This is a genomic window from Neobacillus niacini, assembly GCF_023715785.1.
In the GTDB taxonomy this organism is placed as follows: domain Bacteria; phylum Bacillota; class Bacilli; order Bacillales; family Cytobacillaceae; genus Neobacillus; species Neobacillus niacini_E.
Map to the genome: position 1 here is coordinate 43,458 of NZ_JAMBOX010000015.1, position 21,991 is coordinate 65,448.

Below are 21,991 nucleotides of genomic sequence, written 5' to 3' on the forward strand. Positions count from 1 at the left end.
AAAAGATATTTGACAATAATATGGATAAGTAGTATTATTATCTCAGATTCGAGATAATTAAATCCGAGATAAAAATCTAAAAACCTTGGAGGTATCCATCATGAACCATTTAAAAGGAATACACCATGTAACTGCCATTACAAGCAGTGCAGAAAAAAATTATGAATTTTTCAATTATGTGTTAGGAATGCGGTTAGTTAAAAAAACGGTCAATCAAGATGACATTCAAACCTATCACTTATTTTTTGCTGATGATAAAGGCAGCGCAGGAACGGACATGACTTTCTTTGACTTCCCCGGCATTCCAAAAGGTGTACATGGGACTAACGAGATTTCCAAGACCTCGTTCCGTGTACCAAGTGATGCGGCATTAGACTATTGGGTCAAACGATTTGATCGTCTAGAAGTGAAACATACAGGAATCAAAGAGCAATTTGGCAAGAAAACTCTCTCTTTCGTTGATTTTGATGATCAACAATATCAGTTGATTTCTGATGAATTCAATAAAGGAATTGAATCTGGCACACCATGGCAAAAGGGTCCAATCCCACTTGAATACGCCATTACCGGTTTAGGACCTATTTTTGTCCGGATTGCAAACTTTGATTACTTTAAAGAAATGCTGGAAAAAGTCCTACTATTTAAAGAGACTGCCAAGGAAGGATCCTCCCATTTATTTGAAGTGGGGGAAGGCGGGAATGGTGCCTCGGTCATTGTGGAATATGATCCGATTCTTCCTCAAGCCCGGCAAGGTTTTGGGACGGTTCACCATGCGGCTTTCCGTGTAGAGGATCGCGCTGTTTTAGAAGAGTGGATTGAACGCATGGATAGTTTTGGATTCGCTACATCCGGTTATGTAAACCGTCACTTTTTTGAATCATTGTACGCAAGAGTTGCACCACAAATTTTATTTGAGTTTGCTACTGATGGTCCTGGTTTTATGGGAGATGAGCCTTATGAAACGCTTGGGGAAAAATTATCTCTACCGCCATTCTTGGAGCCAAAACGTGCAGAAATAGAAAAGTATGTTCGCCCGATTGATACTGTGAGAAGTACAAAGGAATTTATTAAAGAATAGGCTCTGATATTATTTATTGTTGACTTTCGTGTAGGTATGAGAATTCATAAGCGGAGAATTTCCGGTTAATGTAATTATTAAGGCTTAAGAAGCAGATATAAACGGAGAAATTCCGGTTATCTGCTCTAAAAAAGACAAAATCCAATGATTTGAATAATATAAACGGAAAACTACCCCTATTTTTAGGGAAACATGGATATTTCCCGATTTAAACGGAATTTCTCCGTTTATTTTTAAAACAAAGTAAAATCAACATACAGCAATAACAGAGCTAAAGAATAAAAAGCAAACAAAATACCGAGAAAATCCCCTTTCTCGACAATAGCCCCCCTTAACTAGTTAAGGGGGGCTATTGTTGGCTATTTAACCAAGAGCGTCTTCCCATTTTCATCAAATGCACACTTAAAGTCAAATGCAAATGGAGTGGGTCCATGCTGAGTATAATAGTTGTACCTCTTGAGAAAGAATGGACTAATTCACATTAGTGCAAAGTTATATTTCTTTTGAAGACAGCGGTAAGAACAGCTTAACCCCGCGTTTGTTAAATGGCAGTATTTTTAAATCGGCCACCAGGTGACTGATGTACCCAATAAGACAGGTATAGAAAACGCCCTGGATCCCAAGTGAAGCCTCCAAATGGAAGGCAATAACCCCAAAGAAAACAATGCCCAAGATAGAGTGGGTATAGCTTCGATGCGAAGTAAATGATGCAATGATTATGAAAATTCCCAGCAGTATTAACCAAAGTTCCTCTAACGAGATTCCTCCCAACAGGACAGCGATACCCGTAATCGTTAACATGTGTTTTTGCTTAATGAGGGAGGCCACTATTAGAATCAAACATCCGATTCCGGCACCCATCCATCTTTCCATCGCCGTTTTTTCTAAGAAACTATAGAAAATCATCATCATTCCAATGATTAGGGCAGATAGCCTAATCACCTTATGAGACAAAGTAATTTTTCCGCGTAGCTTTCCGTCAATGTCCAAATCAGGGATTAACCCTGAGACGGCGCCTAATCCGACTAACAAGAGTGTCGCGGACGGAGAGGTTTCATACGTTTGAGCAATCATAAATCCTGCTGCCGATCCTATTACTGCATGTGATGTACCATTCAATTTAAATCCACCTTTTAAAATATAAATATAGTAAAAACAAACTACATGTAACTATTTTATACCAAAACATCCGTTCTGTTTAGAGGCTTAAGACCCTTATGCGGTTCAATATTCGCTATCATTTCAAAGGCACTTGGTTTCTCAACACTAAAGTCTCTGCCCGTATGTATAGAATAAGAAAAAGCTGACCAAACGTACTTAGCTTTGAAAGTTCCCGATCCAATTAGGGCAAACTAAAATTGGAGGGTTTGCGTATGATTATTTATCATGGTTCCATTAAAAAATTGGACCACTTTCCTAAAAAAGCAGTTGTCCAAAATTTACCCTACGGGATCGACACGATTGGCTTTTGGTTTACGTCCAATGCCGATTCAGCGAAACCTTTTGCCATCGGAACAGAGACGGTGATCCAAAAATCCGATACGGAGTTTTGGGAGGACGGGGAGCCGAAAGTGGTGCAAATCGAAAGGCCAGTCCGGGGCTTTGTCTACAAAGTCTATATGGATGAACCAAACCTTAAGGAATATAAATCGGAGGATTCCTTTGATTTATTTATGAAGGAACGAGATAAATATTGTGATTACTTTACGGCCGGAAAAAAGAATCCCACCTGGAAGGATAAAGCAACCCTTCTGAATAAGGATGAAGCCAATACGGCGGTCCGACACCACCTTATGAAAATGGGGTACGAAGGTATTGTCATTCGAGATACCAAGCTGGATAATGGTATTACTGATATGTATTGTATTTTTTCAGGGGATTCTCTTTATATCGCGGAAGTGATTCCCCTTGATGATTGATTGGAAGAGGGGTTTCTTTGATGAAAATTAACAGTACGAATCCGAAGGTGGACGAATTTTTAAGTAAAGTGAAAAAGTGGCAGGAAGAGTTTGTGACATTAAGAAATATCGCTCTAGATTGTGATTTGACCGAAGAATTGAAGTGGAGGCTGCCTTGTTATACGTCTGAGAACAGAAACATCGTCGTCATCCAAGGATTTAAAGAGTACTGTGCACTCATGTTTTTCAAGGGTGCTTTGTTAAAAGATCCCAGTGGCATTCTAAGCAGACCTGGAGAGAATTCCCAGGCGCAGCGCCAGGTTCGGTTCTCCAGTGTTCAAGAAATAGCTGGGATGGAACGCATCATTAAAGACTATATCTATGAAGCCGTTGAAGTGGAAAAAGCCGGGTTGGAAGTGCCCCTTAAAACGACTGTGGAATACAACACTCCTGATGAACTTCAAGCTAAATTCGATGAACTCCCTGCCTTGAAAACTGCGTTTGAGGCATTGACGCCGGGACGGCAAAGGGCATACATCCTTTATTTTTCTCAACCTAAACAATCCAAAACACGCCACTCAAGGATAGAAAAATATATGCAGCAAATTCTCGATGGAAAAGGATTAAATGATTAGATGAGAAAATGAATCACACAAGTAGGTCCGGCAGACCCTGGAACAGGCTCACCGGACCCAAACAATGCTACTAAACCTTTTTTACTTCCAAATAATGAAGTTGATGCCCGTCTTTGCTTTGGATCTTGAACTTATATCCTTCCATTTCTATCATCGAATCATTCTCCTCATCGATGGTATTCGCTAAGAACCAGCCACCAATTGTGTCAACCTCTTCATGTGATAAATCAATGCCTAATAAATCGTTAACGTCCTCGATGAGCAATTTTGAATCAAGAATAAAGTGATTCTCAGCTAGCTTACGAATAGCAGGGACTTCATCCTCATCAAATTCATCTCTAATTTCACCGACAATTTCTTCGAGAATATCTTCAACTGTCACTAAACCAGAGGTGCCTCCGTATTCGTCCATTAAAATGGCAATATGGGTCCGTTCTTTTTGCATTTTTACTAGCAAATCGTGGATAGGGACTGTCTCAATGACTCGAATAATTGGATTAATGAATTTCTCCAATTGAAAGTGCTCGTTAATATTTGTATCTTGCAGTGCTGTCAGAAACTCTTTCACATTGATAAAACCGCGGATATTGTCTTTATCGCCATCAGCGACGGGGTATCGGGTATAATGCTCACTTTTAATTGTGTGGATGATATCCTTATAGGAATCGTTAATCGAAATGGTCACAATTTCCGTTCGGGGCACCATGATTTCTTTGGCGATTCTTTCATCAAATTCAAAAATGTTGTTCATGTATTTTAACTCATTCTTGTTAATTTCCCCGCTCTTATAGCTTTCAGATAATAAAATCCGCAATTCTTCCTCAGAGTGGGCCACTTCATGTTCCGAAGCAGGTTTTAAACCGAATAATCCGACAAGGAGACGAGCAGAACCATTCAAAAACCAAATAAACGGGTACATCAATTTATAAAACCAAATGATTGGCACTGCGAATAAAAGCGTAACCGCTTCTGCTTTTTGAATGGCTGCCGTTTTTGGCGCAAGCTCACCAACTACCACATGTAAAAAGGTAACCAAAGCAAAGGCAATACCGAATGATAATATATGGGTAATTGATTCGTTTAATTGAAGATACTCGAATAAGGGGTGTAATAATTTTTCTACCGTCGGTTCTCCTAACCAACCTAAACCTAATGCCGTAATCGTAATTCCCAATTGACATGCTGACAAATATTCATCTAAATGGGTGACGACCCTTTTAGCGGATAGCGCTCCTTTTTTTCCTTCAGCTATGAGTTGGTCAATCCGTGATACACGAACTTTGACGATGGCAAATTCGGTTGCTACGAAAAATGCGGTTAATGCAATTAATAATACAATTAATAATAAGTTAACTGTTGTCAATCATTAGTCTTACGATTGTAAGACCTACACCTCCTAGGATAATAGACCAGATTCTTCCTGATTTTTGCATGATACACTTTTACTTTAAATTGTGCCCAGATTGTTAAAAAAACCATTAGCCATAAGTACGATATAAATAAAATTAGGTTTCATATTTTAAAAAATATTCACTATCCATAACTTGTTAATGGGGTCGCGTATAATTTGTATGGTATAATTTTAATTTCTGGGTTAATTTGAACAAAATCTTGCCAGAAGTTAAAACAATAATGGTGGAGGTAACTTGTGGAAACTCTAATCCTGGAAATGGTGGAATCGTTTAAAGAACTATCTTATTTTGGCATTATGCTTGCATTAACATTTGAATTTGTTCCAGCGGAGCTTGTATTGCCACTGGCTGGTTATTGGGTCTATCAAGGAGAAATGAATTTATATGGAGCGATTTTTGCAGGTTCGATTGGCGGGGTTTTGGGGCCGCTGACACTGTACGCCATAGGTCGTTATGGAGGCAGGATCGCCATCCTAAAATTCGGAAAGTATTTTTTCATTAAAGAAGAGCATATGGAAAAATCGGATCGATTTTTTGAAAAACATGGGGGAGCTGTTGCGTTTATCGGGCGGTTTATCCCTGGGGTGCGGACGGCTATTTCTATTCCCTGCGGAATTGCCAAAATGAGTGTTTGGAAATTTATCATTTATACGTATGTAGCGATGCTGCCTGTTACAGCCTGCTACGTGTATTTAGGATATATTCTTGGGCCTCAATGGGAAAAAGCCGGCGAATTATTTAGCCAATATGCCAACTTTCTGTTGATCCCAATTGCTCTGTTTATTTTCTGGTTGATTGTAAAAAGAAGAAAGGTAAACGTACAGAGCTAATATAATAAGAAGACCTGATTTGAGGTTGAAACTTTTCAAATCAGGCTCTTTTTCTATTAAAAGGAAGTTAATTTACCTTTTCGATGATCTCCATTATGCTATCCAGCACAATCTTCGGCTGGTCATGGTGAATGTAGTGACCGGAGTCCTCCACGATTTTTCTTTTGCTATCTGTTGATAATTGAAGTAGCGAATCCTGCGCCTTCTGCCAGTCTTTGTGCTCCGCTTCTTCCGCCCTTGAGGAGAGAATCATCACAGGAAGATCTCCCAATCCTTCCTCTTGAACCACCTTCAGCTGCTCTTATTCTGCTGAAGCCATAAACAAAAGTTCACTTCTTTGGTCACTGATTACCCCTGACGGCAGGATCTTTTAAGAATGTAAAAAAGCCAAAATACGCAAATGTTGAATATAAGCCTGCGTGTTTTTGGCAATTTCCATATATTCGATATTGTTTTAAAACATCCTAACTATATCATTTGTATTCCCCCTCATTGACTCACAAAAGAGAAGTTAAATATCCAGTTTACGGGTACCAATCCATTTCACCATTTCAGGATCTCTATGCGAAAAGAACAAACTCTCCTTCGTATCCAAAGCAGCAATCTTCTCCAAATCCTCAAGGCTTAGTTCAAAGTCAAAGATATTGAAGTTTTCAACTATTCTCTCCTTATGAACAGACTTTGGAATAGCAACGACTCCTCTTTGAGTCAACCAACGTAAAATCACCTGGGCAACGGATTTATTATGTTTTTCCGCTATTGATATTAAAATTTCATTCTGGAACATGTTATTTTTTCCTTCAGCAAAAGGGCCTCAGGATTCTATTTGCACATTCAATAGTCCTTAACTATTTTGATTTTTTTTATAACTTTGCTATAATGCAAGTGTTGGAAAATAGTAGAAAAACCCCGGGAAATAATACCCATCAACTGATTGATTAAGAGAGAGGAATTTAAATGAAAATAACTAATATCTATGTAGCCTTTGTATTGGCAGGCGTCTCTGGTGTATTGCTCTTTTTATCCATGCCTAGTTATGACATACCGTATTTGGCTTGGTTTGGCTTCGTACCGCTCTTGCTCGTCCTAAAGGGAAAATCGCCCAAACAGCAATTTTTCTTAATTTATACGACAACGATTATATGGTCAATCGGTACGCATATCTGGTATCCGGCGATCTTCTCTCATTGGGGATATCTCATTATGGTAGCAGGCGGTTTGTTCTATGGCGGTTTCTTCAAGATGGGCTATGATATGCAATCGCGTATTCCATCCTGGTATTCCATCCTAGCCATACCGATTACCTTTAGTGTGTTCGAATGGGTTAAAACCGTCATTCCTTTTACAAAAACGTGGTGGATTGAACTGCTGGCTAAATCGCAATGGACGGTGCCAGAAAACCTGCAAATTTTATCAGTAACAGGCTTTATAGGTCTATCTTTTCTCATTCTTTTAACAAATGTTTGCCTGGCTGAAATTCTCCAAGTAGGCTTTAGGGATAAAAGAAAACTCGTCACCTGTTTGCTTCTGCTTATACTGCCTCTAGCAAACTTTCTCTATGGCAGCCTAATAATGAAAAAACATGACAACTCATTACGAAATGAGCCGATCACCATTGGTGCCACGGTTGACCTGATTAATCAGGATGAAGAGGTGTTAAAGTTAGGCAGTAAGGAATCCGCTGGAGACGGGTATCTTGCCGATACAGACGACATGAAACAGAAAATCTTCCAAATCAATGCCGACTTGTCTGCTAATCTTGTAAAAGAGAAACCTGTAGATTTCATTGTTTGGGGAGAAAATGAGTTTATGAATCTTAACACTGATAAAGACTTGTTTAATGGACTGAAATCTTTATCAAAGGAACTGAACGCCCATATTGTCGCTGATACGGTTTGGAGTGATAAAGATAAGATGTATGACACCGCCATCCTTACCAATCGAGATGGGGAAGAGGTGGGCAGGACGCCTAAGATTTTTACGCTTTGGGGTGAAGAGGAGTACGGTTTTTCGCCAGGTCCGCGCGATTATCCTACATATGAAACGGCATTTGGCCCTGTCGCCCTTGCCGTTTGCTGGGATCGGCATGACCAATCTATTCTAAGGAATTATGCAAAAAACGGAGCCAAACTCCTGCTTATCCCGGCAGATGATGATTTTTACGGCGATGAGCGATTCCCTTATTTTGCGGCAAGTGACGCGGTGTTTCGGGCAGTGGAAAACCATCTTGCTATCGGTTCCGGATCTACTTCAGGCGTGGCACAAGTCATTACTCCCTATGGCAAAATGACCGCCGTAAGCAGTGTGAATGAAAGGCAAACGATTGTTGGCGATACGTTTGTCGTTGAAGATCAAACTCTATATACTAAACTTGGAGATGTATTTGCCTACTTATTCGCTGGAATTTTCCTGATTTTATTGGTTATTTCTGAAAGAAATAAGAGGAAGGCAAATAAAACAGGAAAAACCGCAAATTAAAGAATGAAATCCACAAACAAGACAGCAAAATCCGTAAATAAAAAACCGGGGGCAATTGCCCCCCGTGCTAAATAGAAAAATTAAAAGTTTTCGGTGAGCGTGGTACTCAACCTCCATACTTGTTCCACGTTTTGAGGATTTGTCGCATAGCTAGGGTATGTCTTGTTACCGAATATATTCTTTAATTGTGCCAAGCCCGTTTCGGCCGTTGATGGTTCAATAATCTCTCTTTTATGGTTAATCAGCTGGCCAGTTAGATTTTTATATTCATCCGAGGTGCAAATATGAAAATAGTTATTAGCCATGCCAGATGGCTGCGGATTCGTGAGATTTTGTAACCGAGCAAACACCCTCCAAATCGAGTGCATCTTTTGAATCGTCTCTTTTGATAGTTTTACACGATTTATTTGAATAGCATTGACTTTGATTCCCCTGCTTTTAAATTCTTCGGCCTGTTTAAAGGTTAGCATCAATAGCGCCATTTTCGAGTCACCGTACATCTTATATACGCTGTATGGCCTTGTCTCGCGCAATTCCCCGCGTAAATTATCGAACTCAATTTTCCTTTTTGGGTCAAAGAAATTTTTTATGTTTGTCGTGCAAGCATTGAGGACTCTCGGGTCTTGAGATTTTTCGAGATGGTCAGCCAATAATCGGGTCAACAAAAAAGGGCCGAAAGTATTTGTAGCGAACGACAATTCGATATGCTCGGGACTTAGCTTATACTCCTTCTCCCCGTGATTTAAATAGGCGGCGTTATTGATGAGGATGTCTAGGTGCGGATATTTCGCCTTAAATGCAGTGGAAAATGTACAAATAGAGTCAAAAGAAGAAACATCAAGCTCCATCAAATCAACATTTGTATTTTTGGTCATTTCCATGATTTCTTTTTGTACGGCTGTACTAATCTTTAGATTGCGGCAAGCCATGATCACTCGATAGCCTTCAGCTGCGAATTTTAGCGCGGCTGCTTTGCCAATCCCTGAATTTGCCCCTGTAATAATCACAATCTTATCGTTCATTTTGTTCCTCCTGTTATCCCTGTATTTTTTCCTTTCCGAATTTGGGCTGCGGTAATGATATCACTGGCGGTGCTGCCTAGCATATGCATCATTTTTTCCTCGTTAAAATCGTCCGGAAGCAATTCATTTGCCACCATTAAGGAAAGACCTATTTGAAAAATTCTCATTTTTAATAAGATGGTTCTGAGTTCATCATTGGAAAAGCTCTCGAGAGTAGGATCTTGTTTCATCATTTCTACAAGCATATCCTCATCCTGCTCCAGATTATTGATGTAATCATTTTGCTTCATTACAAGGTCTCGAAATAGGGCGCTATACTCCTTGGCAAATTTGAGACTGGCGGCTCCTATGTCACGAAACGGATAGCCTGTATTTTGCTCCTTTATCAGTTGTCTGTTCACTTCAAAGGTCTTGTTAACCACTTCCTGAATCAATTCATCCACATCTTTAAAATTCACATAGATTGGAGCGATCGAGCTCCCAAGCTTATCAGCCACCTTTCGGATTGTAATGCCGCCAATCCCTTCTGTTCTGGCGATTTCAAACGCAGCTTCAATGATTTGGTCTTTATTAAACTTTGACTTAGGTGCCATATTGTACTCCTTTAGTAATAAAATTCAGTTGATATATATCAAGTGTTATATATTGATTATTATATATTTATTTTTACAATTTGCAACCATTTTCAGGAAAAAACTTTCGACAATAATAGACCCATTTTTTGCAACGAAGGTTTAATTGATGATTCTAGACTTCTGTACTTTTGTATCATTCATATATTATTTTTTCCATCATATGCATTGCCTAACAATGTACCTTGTTATACAATGGTACTAGAAAAAACTGGAGGAATCCATATGGACAGGGAGCTATTAAAAGGAAGTATTGAGATATTATTGCTGTCTTTGTTGGTGGAACAGGATTGTTATGGGTACGAAATGACCAAGAAGCTGCGGGCGCTGAGCGATGATGCGTACCATATGAATGAAGGTACCCTTTATCCTGCACTGAAGAGATTGGAAACAAAGGATTGTGTGGTGTCCTATTGGCAGGAGGGATTGGATTGGAGCAGACGGAAGTACTACACCATCACAGAAACGGGCCGCAAAGTGTTGGCCGATAAGCTGCGGAGCTGGAAACAAATCGATCAATTAATCGACAAAACGTTGGAGGGTCTTTCATGAAAAAACTGGAGCAGTACATAGAAAAAATCGTCGCCGATTTGCCGATGTCCGATGAGGAGAGAAGCGATTTTCAGGAAGAGCTCTCGATTCACTTGGAGGAGCACGTAAGGGAACTGATGATAAAAGGGGTCCCGGAGGATGACGCCATTCGGCAGGCAATCAAGGCTTTTGGCCATGTGGATAAAATTAATTGGGAAATGAAAAAGGCGATTTTTCCGTTTTATAAAATTGTACGATTTCTATGGAATGTTGTCTTTGTTACGGCATTCTTATGTTTGATCTCCTATTCAATTATGGAGTTTTATCATCCGGAATTTTCAAATACTTTGCCACTGGAAAGTGTCCTAGGCGGGTTTTTCATAGTCTTTTTTATAGCTGGGGCTATAGAGGCGATATATGAGGCGTTGATGGACCAATACAGGTGGAGATGGCTATCCAACCCATGGGTTGTCTTTTTGCCGCCTGCCCTGATGATTGCCGGCATCCAGACTCTAACTCTCATAAAAAATCCGGACCAATACCAGGAAGGCTTTTGGATTGATTTATATGCCATTCCCCTGGCAACTGTGCTGTATTTAATCGCAAGGCAGTTGTTCACTTTCATTTTCCCAAGGCAAAAGCAACATTTAAATCGGAAAAAGACCGTTTAACCATGTATCCAGGCCGCTGACCTTTCAGGGGCCTGTTAGTAATGAATCGGGATTAAGGTTATCCTATATGTATGATGAGAGAACAGAAAGAGTGGTAACAAATGGATAATTCAGGGAGTTTCCAATTGCTCTTGCAAAATATAGAATTTTTATCATCGCGGATTTACCAGGGAATCAAAATTCTCCTGGTACTCGATGGTGAAATTGTCGTTGAAACCGATCATGGATTTTTTCATTTGAAAGAAAATGATTTACTTGTAATCAACCGAAATGAATTGTATCAAGTGAAGGCTGTCAAAAATAACACCGTGTTATCATTGGGGATTCCAGATTCGTTTATTTCTGCTTATTATAAGGAATATCGTCACTATCATTTTCATTTATATTCCCAGCAATTGGACCGCGGGAAAGAAAAGATTATGGCCCAGATGCGCAAATTCCTCTCTGAACTGCTGCTTGCCTATTGCAGACAGGAGGAAGGCAGTCAGCTTGAAGTACATATTTTAACATGCAAAATTTTGCTTACATTGATTCAACGATTTAAGGGAACCAGAATGGATTGGAATCACATCGACTCGAATGACCAGCGATCGCAGGAGATTATTTCCTATGTCAATCAGCATTTTGACGAGACAATCACCTTGGAGGATGTAGCTAAACATTTTTATCTTTCGCCAAGCTATTTTTCGCGGTATTTCAAGCAGCAATTCGGTGTTGGCTTTAGCCGTTATGTTATGAATGTCCGCTTGGAGCACAGTGTAAAGGATTTACAATATACCAAGGATTCGATTACCTATATTTCCATGAAAAATGGCTTTCCCAATACCAAATCATTTTCCACATTATTCAAAGAGGTGTATGGGGAGACACCCCATACGTTTCGGGAAAAGCACGCAAAAGAACAAGTGAATTTGGTTAAGTATTATCAGTTGGAGGACAGAGGCGCCTTCCTGAATTCACCTGAACTGATGTTGAAATTAGGTGAATTCCTTTCAGAGGAAGACCATCCGGCATCCTATAGTAATACAGAGACCTATTATGATGAATTAACCATTGATTTAGCTTCTGCACCCCATATAAAGTTTACTCATCCTGACAATATATTAACGATTGGCGAATTGAGGGAATTGCAACGAGAGAACATACGCAAGCAAGTGCTATTAGCGAAAAAAGGATTAAATATAAACTATATTAGTATTAATAAATTACTTAGGGGAAGGACGATCTCTCCGGCAGTAGAAACGGATGAATTGATTCCGACAACCTCTCCTTACTATAACTCGGATGATGTCATCGATTTTTTGAAGACACATAACCTATCATTATTTATCCAAATTACATACAGAAAAACCGATCATGAGTCTTACTTTCAAGTACTCGAGCATTTTATCAGACACTGTGTGCAAATGTTCGGTGAACATTATGTTGGCTCCTGGTATTTTATCTACCTGACGGATGAAGATGCTTTAGACAGCAGCCAATCCCAGCAATTTTATGCAGCATTATTCCAATTGTTGAAAAAACTACTTCCTTCTATAAGAGTAGGAGTATTTTTGCCATTTTCTTTTCAAACAGGAGCCACGGATGAAGCGCATAAATGGATGTTAAAACAACCGGAGCACATTGATTTCATTGCGTTTCAGGCAAGCCCAAATGAAATTGTGGATTACAAATACGATATTGATGAGAATTATGAATTGGCAAAAGATTTTATTAGGAAAAAAACGCATAAATTAACCCACTACTTAAAAAGCCATTCGATCGAAAAACCGATTCATTTAATGAACTGGAGTTCTTTTTCAGGAAATACCCGTTATACAAACGGGACGTTTTTCCGCGGGTCGTTAATCTTGCATGATGCGCTTGCCGTGGCGGAAGAGGTGGAGTCGCTAGGTTTTTGGATCAATACCGAAATTCATGAACGAAATGTCGAGGGAAGAAATATTCCGCTGGAAGGCATGGAGCTGTTTCATTATTTTAACGGCAAACGCCCTGCCTTTTATGCGATGTCCTTTTTCAACAGGCTGCAAGGAAAGGTCGTTTCAAAAGGCGCGTATCATATCATGATGGAGAATGAAGCAGGCTACCAGATTGTGTTGATGAATAACAATATTGTCAATCCGTATTTTTCAATCGAAGAAACGTTTTTACAAAAATTAGTGAAAGAAGTGCGCGTCACAATCAAAGGAATACCTAATGGGGAATATCAAGTGCGGAAGTATGTTTTTGACAAGGACAATGGTGCCCTGTATAAGAATTGGTGGGAAAATAACAGCAAATTTGGCTTGGACAAGGAGATTATTGACTACATCACTCATTCCAGCCAGCCATTACTAAACGTATTTGATGAAACAATTGATGGGGATTGGTCATTTTATTCCTACTTAACCATTAATGCGATTCACTTTTTTGAATTGAGGAAAGAATTTAAATAAGAATGGCCATGGTAAAAAATATACGGTAAATTTTTGTCTAAATAGTTTCTGAGTAAATAATATCACCTTCCTAGAGAGTTAAAGTGGTTAAAAAACGACTCCTTTTTAAAGGGGTCATTTTTTATAATTAATACATACCGCGGGCGTTGTAAAAAAAAAGGTAGATAGCAAATTACATTTTGCAATCTAGGAGGTAAAGAAATGGAAACATATAGAGGTACAAATAAATTAATTACCGGTATTGTATTTGGCGTTATTACATTCTGGCTGTTTGCACAAGCCATGGTGAACATAGTGCCGGCCGTACAATCAGATTTAGGTGTTTCACTTGGAACCCTTAATATTGCAATCAGTTTAACCTCATTATTCTCGGGTATGTTTATCGTCGGTGCCGGCGGCTTGGCCGATAAAGTCGGACGGAAAAAGATTACCTATATTGGGCTCGTATTGAGCATTATCGGGTCATTGATGCTTGTATTGGCACAAGGGGCCGCATTATTAATTATTGGCCGTATTATTCAAGGACTTTCTGCTGCATGTATTATGCCGGCAACGATCGCGTTAATGAAAGAGTATTTTGAAGGAGCGGAGCGTCAGCGTGCCCTAAGCTACTGGTCCATCGGGTCGTGGGGCGGTTCCGGCGTATGTTCATTCGCTGGCGGTGCGATTGCCACCTATATGGGCTGGAGATGGATTTTCATCTTTTCGATTATTTTTGCGCTTCTCGGTATGTGGCTGATTAAGGATACGCCTGAAAGCAAAGCAAACTCAAAAGGTGCTTTTAAATTTGACGTTAAGGGATTAGGTATTTTGGTCGTTACCATGCTGGCGTTGAATCTGTTCATTACTCGCGGAGCAGATTGGGGCTGGACAAGCACATTTACTTTAATTTGTCTTGCTATTACAATTGTCGGGATTATTGCTTTTGTGAAAGTGGAAAAAAACAATGCCATTGCTCTTATTGATTTTTCATTATTTAAAAATAAACCATATGCAGGGGCAACCTACTCTAACTTCTTATTAAATGCCGTAGCCGGTACTTTAGTAGTTGCGAATACGTATGTTCAGGTTGCTCGTGGATTTACGGCTTTCCAATCAGGGATGTTATCGATTGGTTACCTAGTTGCCGTCCTAGCGATGATTCGTGTTGGGGAGAAAATTCTTCAAAAATCCGGCGCTAAATCTCCAATGGTTTGGGGTACTGTGATCACAACGGTTGGTGTAGCGATGATGGGTCTGACCTTCTTGCCAGGCTTTGCCTATACCGTTGCTGTATTCATTGGGTTTGCCTTATTTGGTTTAGGCCTTGGCATTTATGCAACACCATCTACAGATACATCTGTATCCAACGCTCCTTCTGATAAGGTTGGTGCCGCTGCTGGTGTTTACAAAATGGCAAGCTCACTTGGCGGAGCGTTCGGTGTGGCCATTTCGGCAGCCGTGTATGCCGGAATTGCCGCTGTCGGCAGTACAGAAATCGCAGCAACATCCGGAATTATTGTCAATGTCATCTTCGGTGTATTGGCACTGATTTCCATTGTTTTTATGGTTCCAAAGAACGCAGGAAAAGAGCAACAAGCGGTCTTAACGAAAAAGGCCAGCTAATTTATTCCAGAAGCCAAAGGTCAATTTGGATGGAGGTCATTCATAATGAAAGAACAATTAATGAAAATGTTAGAAGAACGGAAAGACGAAATCATTGGAATCCGTCGCTATCTTCATGAAAACCCTGAACTTTCATTTGAAGAAGAAAACACAAGCAAATATATTGAAGCGTTTTATCAAGGGAAAGATGTCAAAGTTGATACCAAAGTCGGCGGCGGCCATGGGATTATCGTGACGATTGAAGGCGGCAAGCCGGGCAAAACGATCGGCCTTCGTGCTGATTTCGATGCACTTCCGATTACGGAAGAAACCGATGTCCCATTCAAGTCAAATAATCCAGGTGTTATGCATGCCTGCGGTCATGATGGACATACCGCCTATCTACTAGTTCTGGCCGACTGCCTGATCCAACTAAAGGATGACATACCAGGAAAAATTAAAATTATCCATCAGCCTGCTGAAGAAGTGCCGCCGGGTGGCGCGATCGGAATGCTTCAATCCGGTTTACTGGATGATTTAGACGATATTTTCGGGATTCATTTACTGCCGCTTGGACCATCCGGTGTGGTCGGCTACAACAGCGGCTACGTATTCCCAGGACGTGCCTACTTTAAATTAAAAGTTCAAGGCACAGGCGGCCATGGTTCTTCGCCACACTTGGCAAACGATGCCATCGTTGCCGGTGCCCATTTTGTAACCGCAATTCAAACGGTCGTCAGCCGCCGCCTAAACCCATTTGATATGGGGGTTATTACCATCGGTTCGTTTGACGGAAAAGGGACGTTCAATGTGATTAAAGATAGTGTCGAACTAGAAGGCGATGTTCGGGCGATGACCGATGAGACACGGGAATTGATTGAACAAGAAATTCGCCGTATCGCCAAGGGCATTGAACAAGAATTCAATGTAACCTGTGAACTTACGTATACACCGGATTATCCGCCATTGTATAACAACCCTGAACTGACCGAGAGGGTAGCTGGATTTTTACAAAATGCCATTGATCAAGACATTACAGAAGTGAAGGAATTCCCGAAAATGTCGCCATCAGAGGATTTTGCGCATTATGCAAAAAAATTCCCAGCATGCTTCTTTTACATTTGTTGCACGCCAAAAGGGGTAGAAAAACCATACTTTAATCACCATCCAAAATTTGATATCGATGAAGATGCCCTTTTAGTCGCTGCAAAAGCGGTTGGCCAAGTTGTTTGTGGATATTTTAAAATAGATTAATCAGCAAAACCCCTGCATAGACATGAAATGCAGGGGTTTTGTTATGCAGTTTTCTCCCCTGAGCCCATGTTTTCCTTCCTCGAAGTTTACATAAATTCAGAGCGAATTTTACATTTCCTTAACAATATATAAGTAAAATTAAAGTATCTAATCTAAAAGTAGGTGCGAAATGGATCATTCGAAACTATTTTCCTATATAAAGACTAGTCATTTTTATTCGTATTTCATGTATTTAAATAACAGAAGAAAGAATGATCTCGCTTATTACAAGAGTTTGAAGGAATTGCAAAAAATTATAAAACATCACACCTTGGATACCTTTTTTCAGCCTATTCTTAACTTGAAATCAGGAGAAACAATCGGATATGAAATATTGAATCGTCCTGGTAAAACAACCTTATTTACAAATACAGAAACGTTTTACGATTTTGTTGGACAAACGAATCAAGTGTTTTTATTTGAATGCTTTTGCCGAAATCTCGCTTTGAAACGTTTCATTGATAGAAATAAAGAGAACGTTCTTGAGACAAGCCCATTGATTTTCATCAATATCCATCCTCATGTGTTGCTTGACTCTAATTATCATAGCGGAGAAACCCGTCGGCTGTTATCTGAGCTCAGAATTGACCCGAAGCAGGTCGTTTTTGAATTGACCGAGAAAAGCGCAGTCACAGATTTTGAACTGTTCGAAAAGGTTCTGTCCAATTACCGCTCACAAGGGTTTCGAATTGCCGTTGATGATGTAGGCTCCGGATACAATAGCTTAAAAACATTAATTTATTTAAAGCCTGAATTTATTAAACTAGATCGGTCACTCATTCAAAATATTGATAAAAATAGAGAGCAACAGCAGCTGGTCAAATTAATCATTGAATATGCCAAACAGTCTTCTTCTCAAATGATTGCAGAAGGAATCGAAAGAATCGAAGAACTGGCTTTTATTTCTGAACAAGGTGTAGACCTTGGACAAGGATATGCTTTAGGCAAACCAAAAGAGGAAGTAAAACCAGGGAGAATACCGGAGTATTCACAATCCCGAAATCTTTCGGTAAGCTAATAGTTAAAAAAAGGATGAAAACAATGGTTGCTTATGTGGGTGATATTGTAGAGCAAGTTCCTTGTGTTTCTCTAAATGAATTAAATAGTACCGTAGATAAACTATTTAATGAAAATACAAGAATACAAGGAGTAGTTGTGATAAATAATGAAGTCCCAGTTTCCCTCATTTCAAAAACATTTTTTTATCAAAAAATTGGAACCCAATACGGTTATCATCTCTATATGGGGAAATCGATTGAATTGCTTGTCAGTAAAGATTCTCTCATGGTTGATTCTTTTCAATCGGTAACAGAGGTATGCAAGTTAGCAATGGAAAGGGAAGAACAGAATCGGTACGACTATGTCATTGTCACAAAAGAAAATAAATATATCGGCGTTGTTAGTATTGAAAAATTGCTAATGAAGTTAGTGGAGGTTCAAGTGGAATTCGCCAGCTTTTTAAATCCTCTCACTCGATTACCCGGGAATCACAGCATTGAAGAAAAATTAAAAGAAATCATCCGCCAAGAAAAGTTTAGCATTTTATATTTTGATTTAGATCATTTCAAATCCTATAACGATACATATGGATTCAAAAAGGGGGATGCTCTGCTCCAATCTACTGCAGAACTCCTGAAAAGGTATTATACAAATAAAGGATCCTTTTTAGGGCATATTGGCGGAGACGATTTTATAGCTGTAGTCGATCAACATGATATCCTATCTGATTGCGAATCCCTTATTAAAGATTTTGAAAAGACGATTCAAGCATTTTATAGTTCCTCTCACCTGTCACAACAATATGTGATCGCAGAAAATCGCCAAGGAATCATAGAAAAAATCCCGCTTGTATCATTATCGATTGCCATTGTGACGAATCAGAACCGTACATTTAAGGATGTAGAAGAACTAATCGAATATGCCGCTGCAGTTAAAAGAATGTGTAAAAGTGAGAGAGGGAGTTGTTATATAATAAATAATTAGTGGGAAAATTGATAGGGTGGTGTAGGACAAATCATAAACTCCACCCTCTTTAAGTAATAAACTTATATGCGCTCAAAGCAAGCCATAAAACAATGAAAATCCATAGAATAATAATCAACGAGCCGACAATCCAATTTTTCGGTTTGCCGTTTTCATCCTCTCGAAGCTTTCGTAATGCCCGTAACAGTGCTGCATCCCCTGCAAATTTCAACATATTTCAACAAATTTTCAAAAAACTATTGTAAAACGCTTTCACGCATTTTATAATACATATAAATCGGTTTAGTAAACCGATTTAGTAAATCGATTTATCCTTTCTGGATAATGGAGAAGGTTTTTATTATGAAGAAAACGACGATTGCTGATGTTGCTCAGCATGCAAAGGTTTCAAAAAGTACTGTATCTCAGTATCTGAATAAACGCTATGAATATATGGCTGAAGACACGAAGAAGCGGATTGAGGATGCGATTGAAGCTTTGGATTATCGCCCCAATGCAGTCGCGAGAAGCTTGAAGCAAAAAACGACGATGACGATCGGGGTGATTGTCGCCAACATCCTCCACAATTTTTCTACACAAGTCATGCGCGCGATTGAAGATTTCTGCCATGAGGCCGAGTTTCACGTCATTATCTGCAATGCTGACGATAACGCGGAAAAAGAGAAACAGTATATCGAAATGCTCCAGGCCAAGCAGGTGGACGGAATCATTCTTATTCCGACTGGAGATAATGTAGAACTCTATAACGAGATGCATGAGGCAAACTTTCCAGTGGTGTTCATTGACCGTATAGTCGAAGGGGTGGCGATACCTTCCGTTATGCTCGACAATGAAAGCGCTGCGGACCTAGCAGTTCAGCATTTGATTGACAAAGGCTATGAGCGAATTGGCATTATCACTAATGAGATACGCAGTGTCACAACGCGGATGGAGCGGATCTACGGCTATAAGAAAACCTTACAGCGCAACGGCATCGAGATTAATGATCAATATATCAAAAGCCTGGAAGTCAGCAAAATCCAAGCCGGCTTGGAAGAAATGCTCTCTGTCAAGCCGCAAATCCAAGCTATCCTGGCAGGGAATGACCTCACCATGATGGAGATTTTAAAATATGCAAAAAAAAATCCAATCAGGATTCCTGAAGACCTAGCGGTAATTGGGATTGACGAGTTGTCGTTTGGCAGCTTTTTCGAACCGGCCATTACGGTCGTCGCCCAGCCGGCATTCGATATCGGCAAAAAAGCGGCCGAGTTGCTCTTGAGTAAAATCCAGAACAAGGAACCGGAGCAAGAGCTCGACGTCTACCGCTTCAAACCGGAACTGATTGTCAGGAATTCTTGTTGAAAAAGGATGTTAGTGCAATGAATGATGTCATTACGATTGGCGACGCGATGATCACCTTTGATCCAAGTACAACGGGGCCTATGAGATATGTCCCTGTTTTTGAACGGAAGGTTGGGGGAGCGGAACTGAATGTGGCTATTGGCTGTTCCCGATTGGGTCTAAAGTCAGGTTGGATTAGCTGTCTCGGCAACGATGAATTTGGCAGGTACATTTACAATTTTGTCCGTGGCGAGGGCATCGATGTTTCGCAAGTAAGGCTGGTGGACGGCTATCCAACTTCAGTGAATTTTAAAGAGATTATGGGTGATGGAAGCGGGAGGACGTTTTACTATCGCAGCAACTCGCCGACCACCGCATTAACGATTGAAACCCTTAATGAGGACTTTATTAAAAAAGCAAGGGTCCTTCATATCACTGGGGTTTTTCCAGCTATTGATAAAAGCAAAAATATCGAATTGATCAAGCATGCTATTACTTTGGCAAAGAAACATGGGGTATTGGTTTCGTTCGACCCAAATATCCGCCTGAAGCTGTGGAGCTGTGAAGAGGCGAAAGCGGCTTTATCCAAATTTCTCCCTTATATCGATGTTCTGTTGACAGGGGAAGAGGAGGCCGAGCTGCTGTGGGGTGTGCGGGACCCGCAAGATATTATTGAAAAAGCCAAGAAGTATGGCATTTCCTATGTGGCGATTAAGCTCGGGGAAAATGGCTCGGTCGGCTATCATGATGGACAAACCATCACAGCACCACCGGTCAAGGCCAAAAAGGTGGTCGATACAGTGGGAGCTGGGGATGGATTTGATGTCGGCTTCCTATACGGACTGCTGCACAATTGGCAACTTGAAAAAACGCTTCAGTTTGCCAATACAATCGGCTCGATGGTCGTCAGTGTTGCTGGCGATAACGAGGGTCTGCCGTATATAGATGAAGTGTTGGCCCGTTTGGGCGAAAAGGAATTCATAGAAAGATAGGGTGATAGAATGAAGCTTCAACTGGCCCTTGACCGATTGACAAGAGACGAATGTTTTCACCTGCTGCAGGAAACCGCTCCTTATGTGGACTGGGTTGAGGTTGGAACAGGGGTAATTAAAGAATATGGAATGACCATTGTTAGGGAAATCAAACAGCAGTATCCGGAAAAAATCATTGTCGCCGATATGAAGACCTGCGACGCCGGTAAGCATGAAGCAATTCAAGCTTTTGAGGCTGGCGCCGATATCACGACCGTGATGGCGTTTTCCGCTGATAAAACAATCAAGGATACACTGGAAGTGGCCAAACAATATGGCAAGCAAATTATGATTGATTTGCTTGGGGTGACGGACCAAAACCGCCTTGCTGACTTACAGCAGCTTGGTGCCAACTTGGTCAGCCTTCACTTTGGCAAGGATATGCAGCAGGAAGGCTCGATTGGCGCCGGCCAATTGGAACTGCTGAACGGCTTTACAAAATTTGAAGTGGCCGTCGCCGGCGGCATCGATGCAAAGTCGCTTCCGGGGGTATTGGAAATTAACCCTGATACCGTGATCGTTGGGAGCGCGATTACCAAGGCCGCCAATCCGGCAGAGGCCGCAGCAACTTTGAAAGGACTGATGAATCGATGAAAAATATCATCCACACAGTCGCCAATGAAATATCAACCGTCCTTTCTCGGGTGTCCGAGGAGGAAGCGATTCATTTATCACAGCACCTGAAGTCGGCTAAACGAATTTTTGTATATGGAGAAGGGCGTTCCGGGCTGATGGGCAAGGCATTCGCTATGCGCTTGATGCACGGGGGCTTTCCGGTTTTTGTCGTCGGTGAGACGGTGACCCCAAGCATTGATGCGGACGACTTATTGGTAGCGATTACCGGGTCGGGTTCCACCGGGGGCATCCTCCAATTTGCCGAAAAAGCAAAACTGTTGGGGGCCAAGGTTTTTCTAGTGACGACCAACCGCGAATCTAAAATTGCTGCCATCAGTGATGGGGTGCTTGTGATCCCGGCAGCAACAAAATACCGCAGGCCAAGCGAACCGGAAACGATTCAACCGCTAGGCAATCAATTTGACCAGTCGGTCCATCTCGTTCTCGATGCGGTGATCATTGGCACGTTACAAACCGAGAACGCTGAATCCACCTATGCCGAGATGACCAAGCGGCATACGAACTTGGAATAGTAGGGGA

The 21,991-nt window shown here is 40.7% G+C and carries 21 protein-coding genes and 1 pseudogene; 16 read left to right on the forward strand and 6 right to left on the reverse strand.

Annotation, left to right across the window (positions count from 1 at the left end; all coding sequences use genetic code 11):
- Positions 1-100 precede the first annotated feature (100 nt).
- The gene (locus M3234_RS22105; protein WP_262306782.1) at positions 101-1,078 is read left to right on the forward strand and encodes a ring-cleaving dioxygenase; all 978 of its coding nucleotides are present in this window, start codon (positions 101-103) and stop codon (positions 1,076-1,078) included.
- Between the two features lie 492 nt (positions 1,079-1,570).
- On the opposite strand, the gene M3234_RS22110 is transcribed toward M3234_RS22105, so the two are convergent.
- Positions 1,571-2,197 (reverse strand): metal-dependent hydrolase, encoded by a 627-nt coding sequence (locus M3234_RS22110; protein ID WP_262306783.1) that lies wholly within the window; start codon positions 2,195-2,197, stop codon positions 1,571-1,573.
- Between the two features lie 254 nt (positions 2,198-2,451).
- On the opposite strand from M3234_RS22110, the gene M3234_RS22115 reads away from it, so the two are divergent.
- Together M3234_RS22115 and M3234_RS22120 are read left to right on the forward strand one after the other, a co-directional pair.
- Positions 2,452-2,997, forward strand: coding sequence for a hypothetical protein (locus M3234_RS22115; protein WP_262306784.1), 546 nt, complete (start codon positions 2,452-2,454; stop codon positions 2,995-2,997).
- Between the two features lie 20 nt (positions 2,998-3,017).
- Positions 3,018-3,611: a YdeI/OmpD-associated family protein gene (locus M3234_RS22120; protein ID WP_262306785.1), complete on the forward strand. Its 594-nt coding sequence runs from the start codon at positions 3,018-3,020 to the stop codon at positions 3,609-3,611.
- A 70-nt stretch (positions 3,612-3,681) separates the two neighbouring features.
- Here M3234_RS22120 and M3234_RS22125 read toward each other — a convergent pair whose 3' ends face one another.
- A complete protein-coding gene (locus M3234_RS22125; protein WP_262306786.1) occupies positions 3,682-4,974 on the reverse strand; it encodes a hemolysin family protein in 1,293 nt (430 codons plus the stop codon).
- 285 nt (positions 4,975-5,259) lie between these two features.
- Here M3234_RS22125 and M3234_RS22130 point away from each other — a divergent pair, with 285 nt between their 5' ends.
- A complete protein-coding gene (locus tag M3234_RS22130; RefSeq protein ID WP_262306787.1) occupies positions 5,260-5,853 on the forward strand; it encodes a DedA family protein in 594 nt (197 codons plus the stop codon).
- A gap of 67 nt (positions 5,854-5,920) precedes the next feature.
- On the opposite strand, the gene M3234_RS22135 is transcribed toward M3234_RS22130, so the two are convergent.
- Together M3234_RS22135 and M3234_RS22140 are read right to left on the reverse strand one after the other, a co-directional pair.
- Entirely contained in the window at positions 5,921-6,142 is a 222-nt protein-coding gene (locus tag M3234_RS22135; protein WP_262306788.1) for an alpha/beta fold hydrolase, read from the reverse strand.
- Positions 6,143-6,364: 222 nt separating this feature from the next.
- Positions 6,365-6,688 (reverse strand): annotated as a pseudogene (locus M3234_RS22140) (aldo/keto reductase); the annotation flags it as partial.
- Positions 6,689-6,810: 122 nt separating this feature from the next.
- Between M3234_RS22140 and M3234_RS22145 the strand changes: the two are divergent.
- Positions 6,811-8,331, forward strand: a complete 1,521-nt coding sequence (locus M3234_RS22145) for a nitrilase-related carbon-nitrogen hydrolase (RefSeq protein WP_262306789.1) — start codon at positions 6,811-6,813, stop codon at positions 8,329-8,331.
- 80 nt (positions 8,332-8,411) lie between these two features.
- Here M3234_RS22145 and M3234_RS22150 read toward each other — a convergent pair whose 3' ends face one another.
- Together M3234_RS22150 and M3234_RS22155 are read right to left on the reverse strand one after the other, a co-directional pair.
- Complete coding sequence (locus M3234_RS22150; RefSeq protein ID WP_262306790.1) at positions 8,412-9,353, reverse strand: SDR family NAD(P)-dependent oxidoreductase; 942 nt, start codon at positions 9,351-9,353, stop codon at positions 8,412-8,414.
- Positions 9,350-9,946 carry a TetR/AcrR family transcriptional regulator gene (locus M3234_RS22155; protein ID WP_262306791.1) on the reverse strand — a complete coding sequence of 199 codons (597 nt, stop codon included), beginning with the start codon at positions 9,944-9,946 and terminating at the stop codon, positions 9,350-9,352. The genes M3234_RS22150 and M3234_RS22155 overlap by 4 nt, the downstream gene beginning before the upstream one ends.
- A 264-nt stretch (positions 9,947-10,210) precedes the next feature.
- Between M3234_RS22155 and M3234_RS22160 the strand changes: the two genes are divergently transcribed.
- The 11 genes from M3234_RS22160 (at position 10,211) to hxlB (ending at position 21,984) form a co-directional block, all read left to right on the forward strand.
- Positions 10,211-10,537 (forward strand): PadR family transcriptional regulator, encoded by a 327-nt coding sequence (locus M3234_RS22160; protein ID WP_262306792.1) that lies wholly within the window; start codon positions 10,211-10,213, stop codon positions 10,535-10,537.
- Complete coding sequence (locus M3234_RS22165) at positions 10,534-11,187, forward strand: permease prefix domain 1-containing protein (protein ID WP_262306793.1); 654 nt, start codon at positions 10,534-10,536, stop codon at positions 11,185-11,187. The genes M3234_RS22160 and M3234_RS22165 overlap by 4 nt, the downstream gene beginning before the upstream one ends.
- Before the next feature lie 101 nt (positions 11,188-11,288).
- Positions 11,289-13,622 (forward strand): helix-turn-helix domain-containing protein, encoded by a 2,334-nt coding sequence (locus M3234_RS22170; protein WP_262306794.1) that lies wholly within the window; start codon positions 11,289-11,291, stop codon positions 13,620-13,622.
- Between the two features lie 201 nt (positions 13,623-13,823).
- The gene (locus M3234_RS22175; RefSeq protein WP_262306795.1) at positions 13,824-15,227 is read left to right on the forward strand and encodes an MFS transporter; all 1,404 of its coding nucleotides are present in this window, start codon (positions 13,824-13,826) and stop codon (positions 15,225-15,227) included.
- A 45-nt stretch (positions 15,228-15,272) separates the two neighbouring features.
- Positions 15,273-16,460 carry an amidohydrolase gene (locus M3234_RS22180; protein WP_262306796.1) on the forward strand — a complete coding sequence of 396 codons (1,188 nt, stop codon included), beginning with the start codon at positions 15,273-15,275 and terminating at the stop codon, positions 16,458-16,460.
- Between the two features lie 283 nt (positions 16,461-16,743).
- A complete protein-coding gene (locus tag M3234_RS22185; protein ID WP_262306797.1) occupies positions 16,744-17,517 on the forward strand; it encodes an EAL domain-containing protein in 774 nt (257 codons plus the stop codon).
- 23 nt (positions 17,518-17,540) lie between these two features.
- Positions 17,541-18,482 carry a GGDEF domain-containing protein gene (locus M3234_RS22190; protein ID WP_262306798.1) on the forward strand — a complete coding sequence of 314 codons (942 nt, stop codon included), beginning with the start codon at positions 17,541-17,543 and terminating at the stop codon, positions 18,480-18,482.
- Between the two features lie 342 nt (positions 18,483-18,824).
- Positions 18,825-19,826 carry a LacI family DNA-binding transcriptional regulator gene (locus M3234_RS22195; RefSeq protein WP_262306799.1) on the forward strand — a complete coding sequence of 334 codons (1,002 nt, stop codon included), beginning with the start codon at positions 18,825-18,827 and terminating at the stop codon, positions 19,824-19,826.
- Positions 19,827-19,843: 17 nt separating this feature from the next.
- Positions 19,844-20,797 (forward strand): sugar kinase, encoded by a 954-nt coding sequence (locus M3234_RS22200; RefSeq protein WP_262306800.1) that lies wholly within the window; start codon positions 19,844-19,846, stop codon positions 20,795-20,797.
- 9 nt (positions 20,798-20,806) lie between these two features.
- A complete protein-coding gene (gene hxlA, locus M3234_RS22205) occupies positions 20,807-21,430 on the forward strand; it encodes a 3-hexulose-6-phosphate synthase (RefSeq protein WP_262306801.1) in 624 nt (207 codons plus the stop codon).
- Positions 21,427-21,984 (forward strand): 6-phospho-3-hexuloisomerase, encoded by a 558-nt coding sequence (gene hxlB, locus M3234_RS22210; RefSeq protein ID WP_262306802.1) that lies wholly within the window; start codon positions 21,427-21,429, stop codon positions 21,982-21,984. Before hxlA ends, hxlB begins: the two co-directional genes overlap by 4 nt.
- The last annotated feature ends 7 nt before the right edge of the window (positions 21,985-21,991 follow it).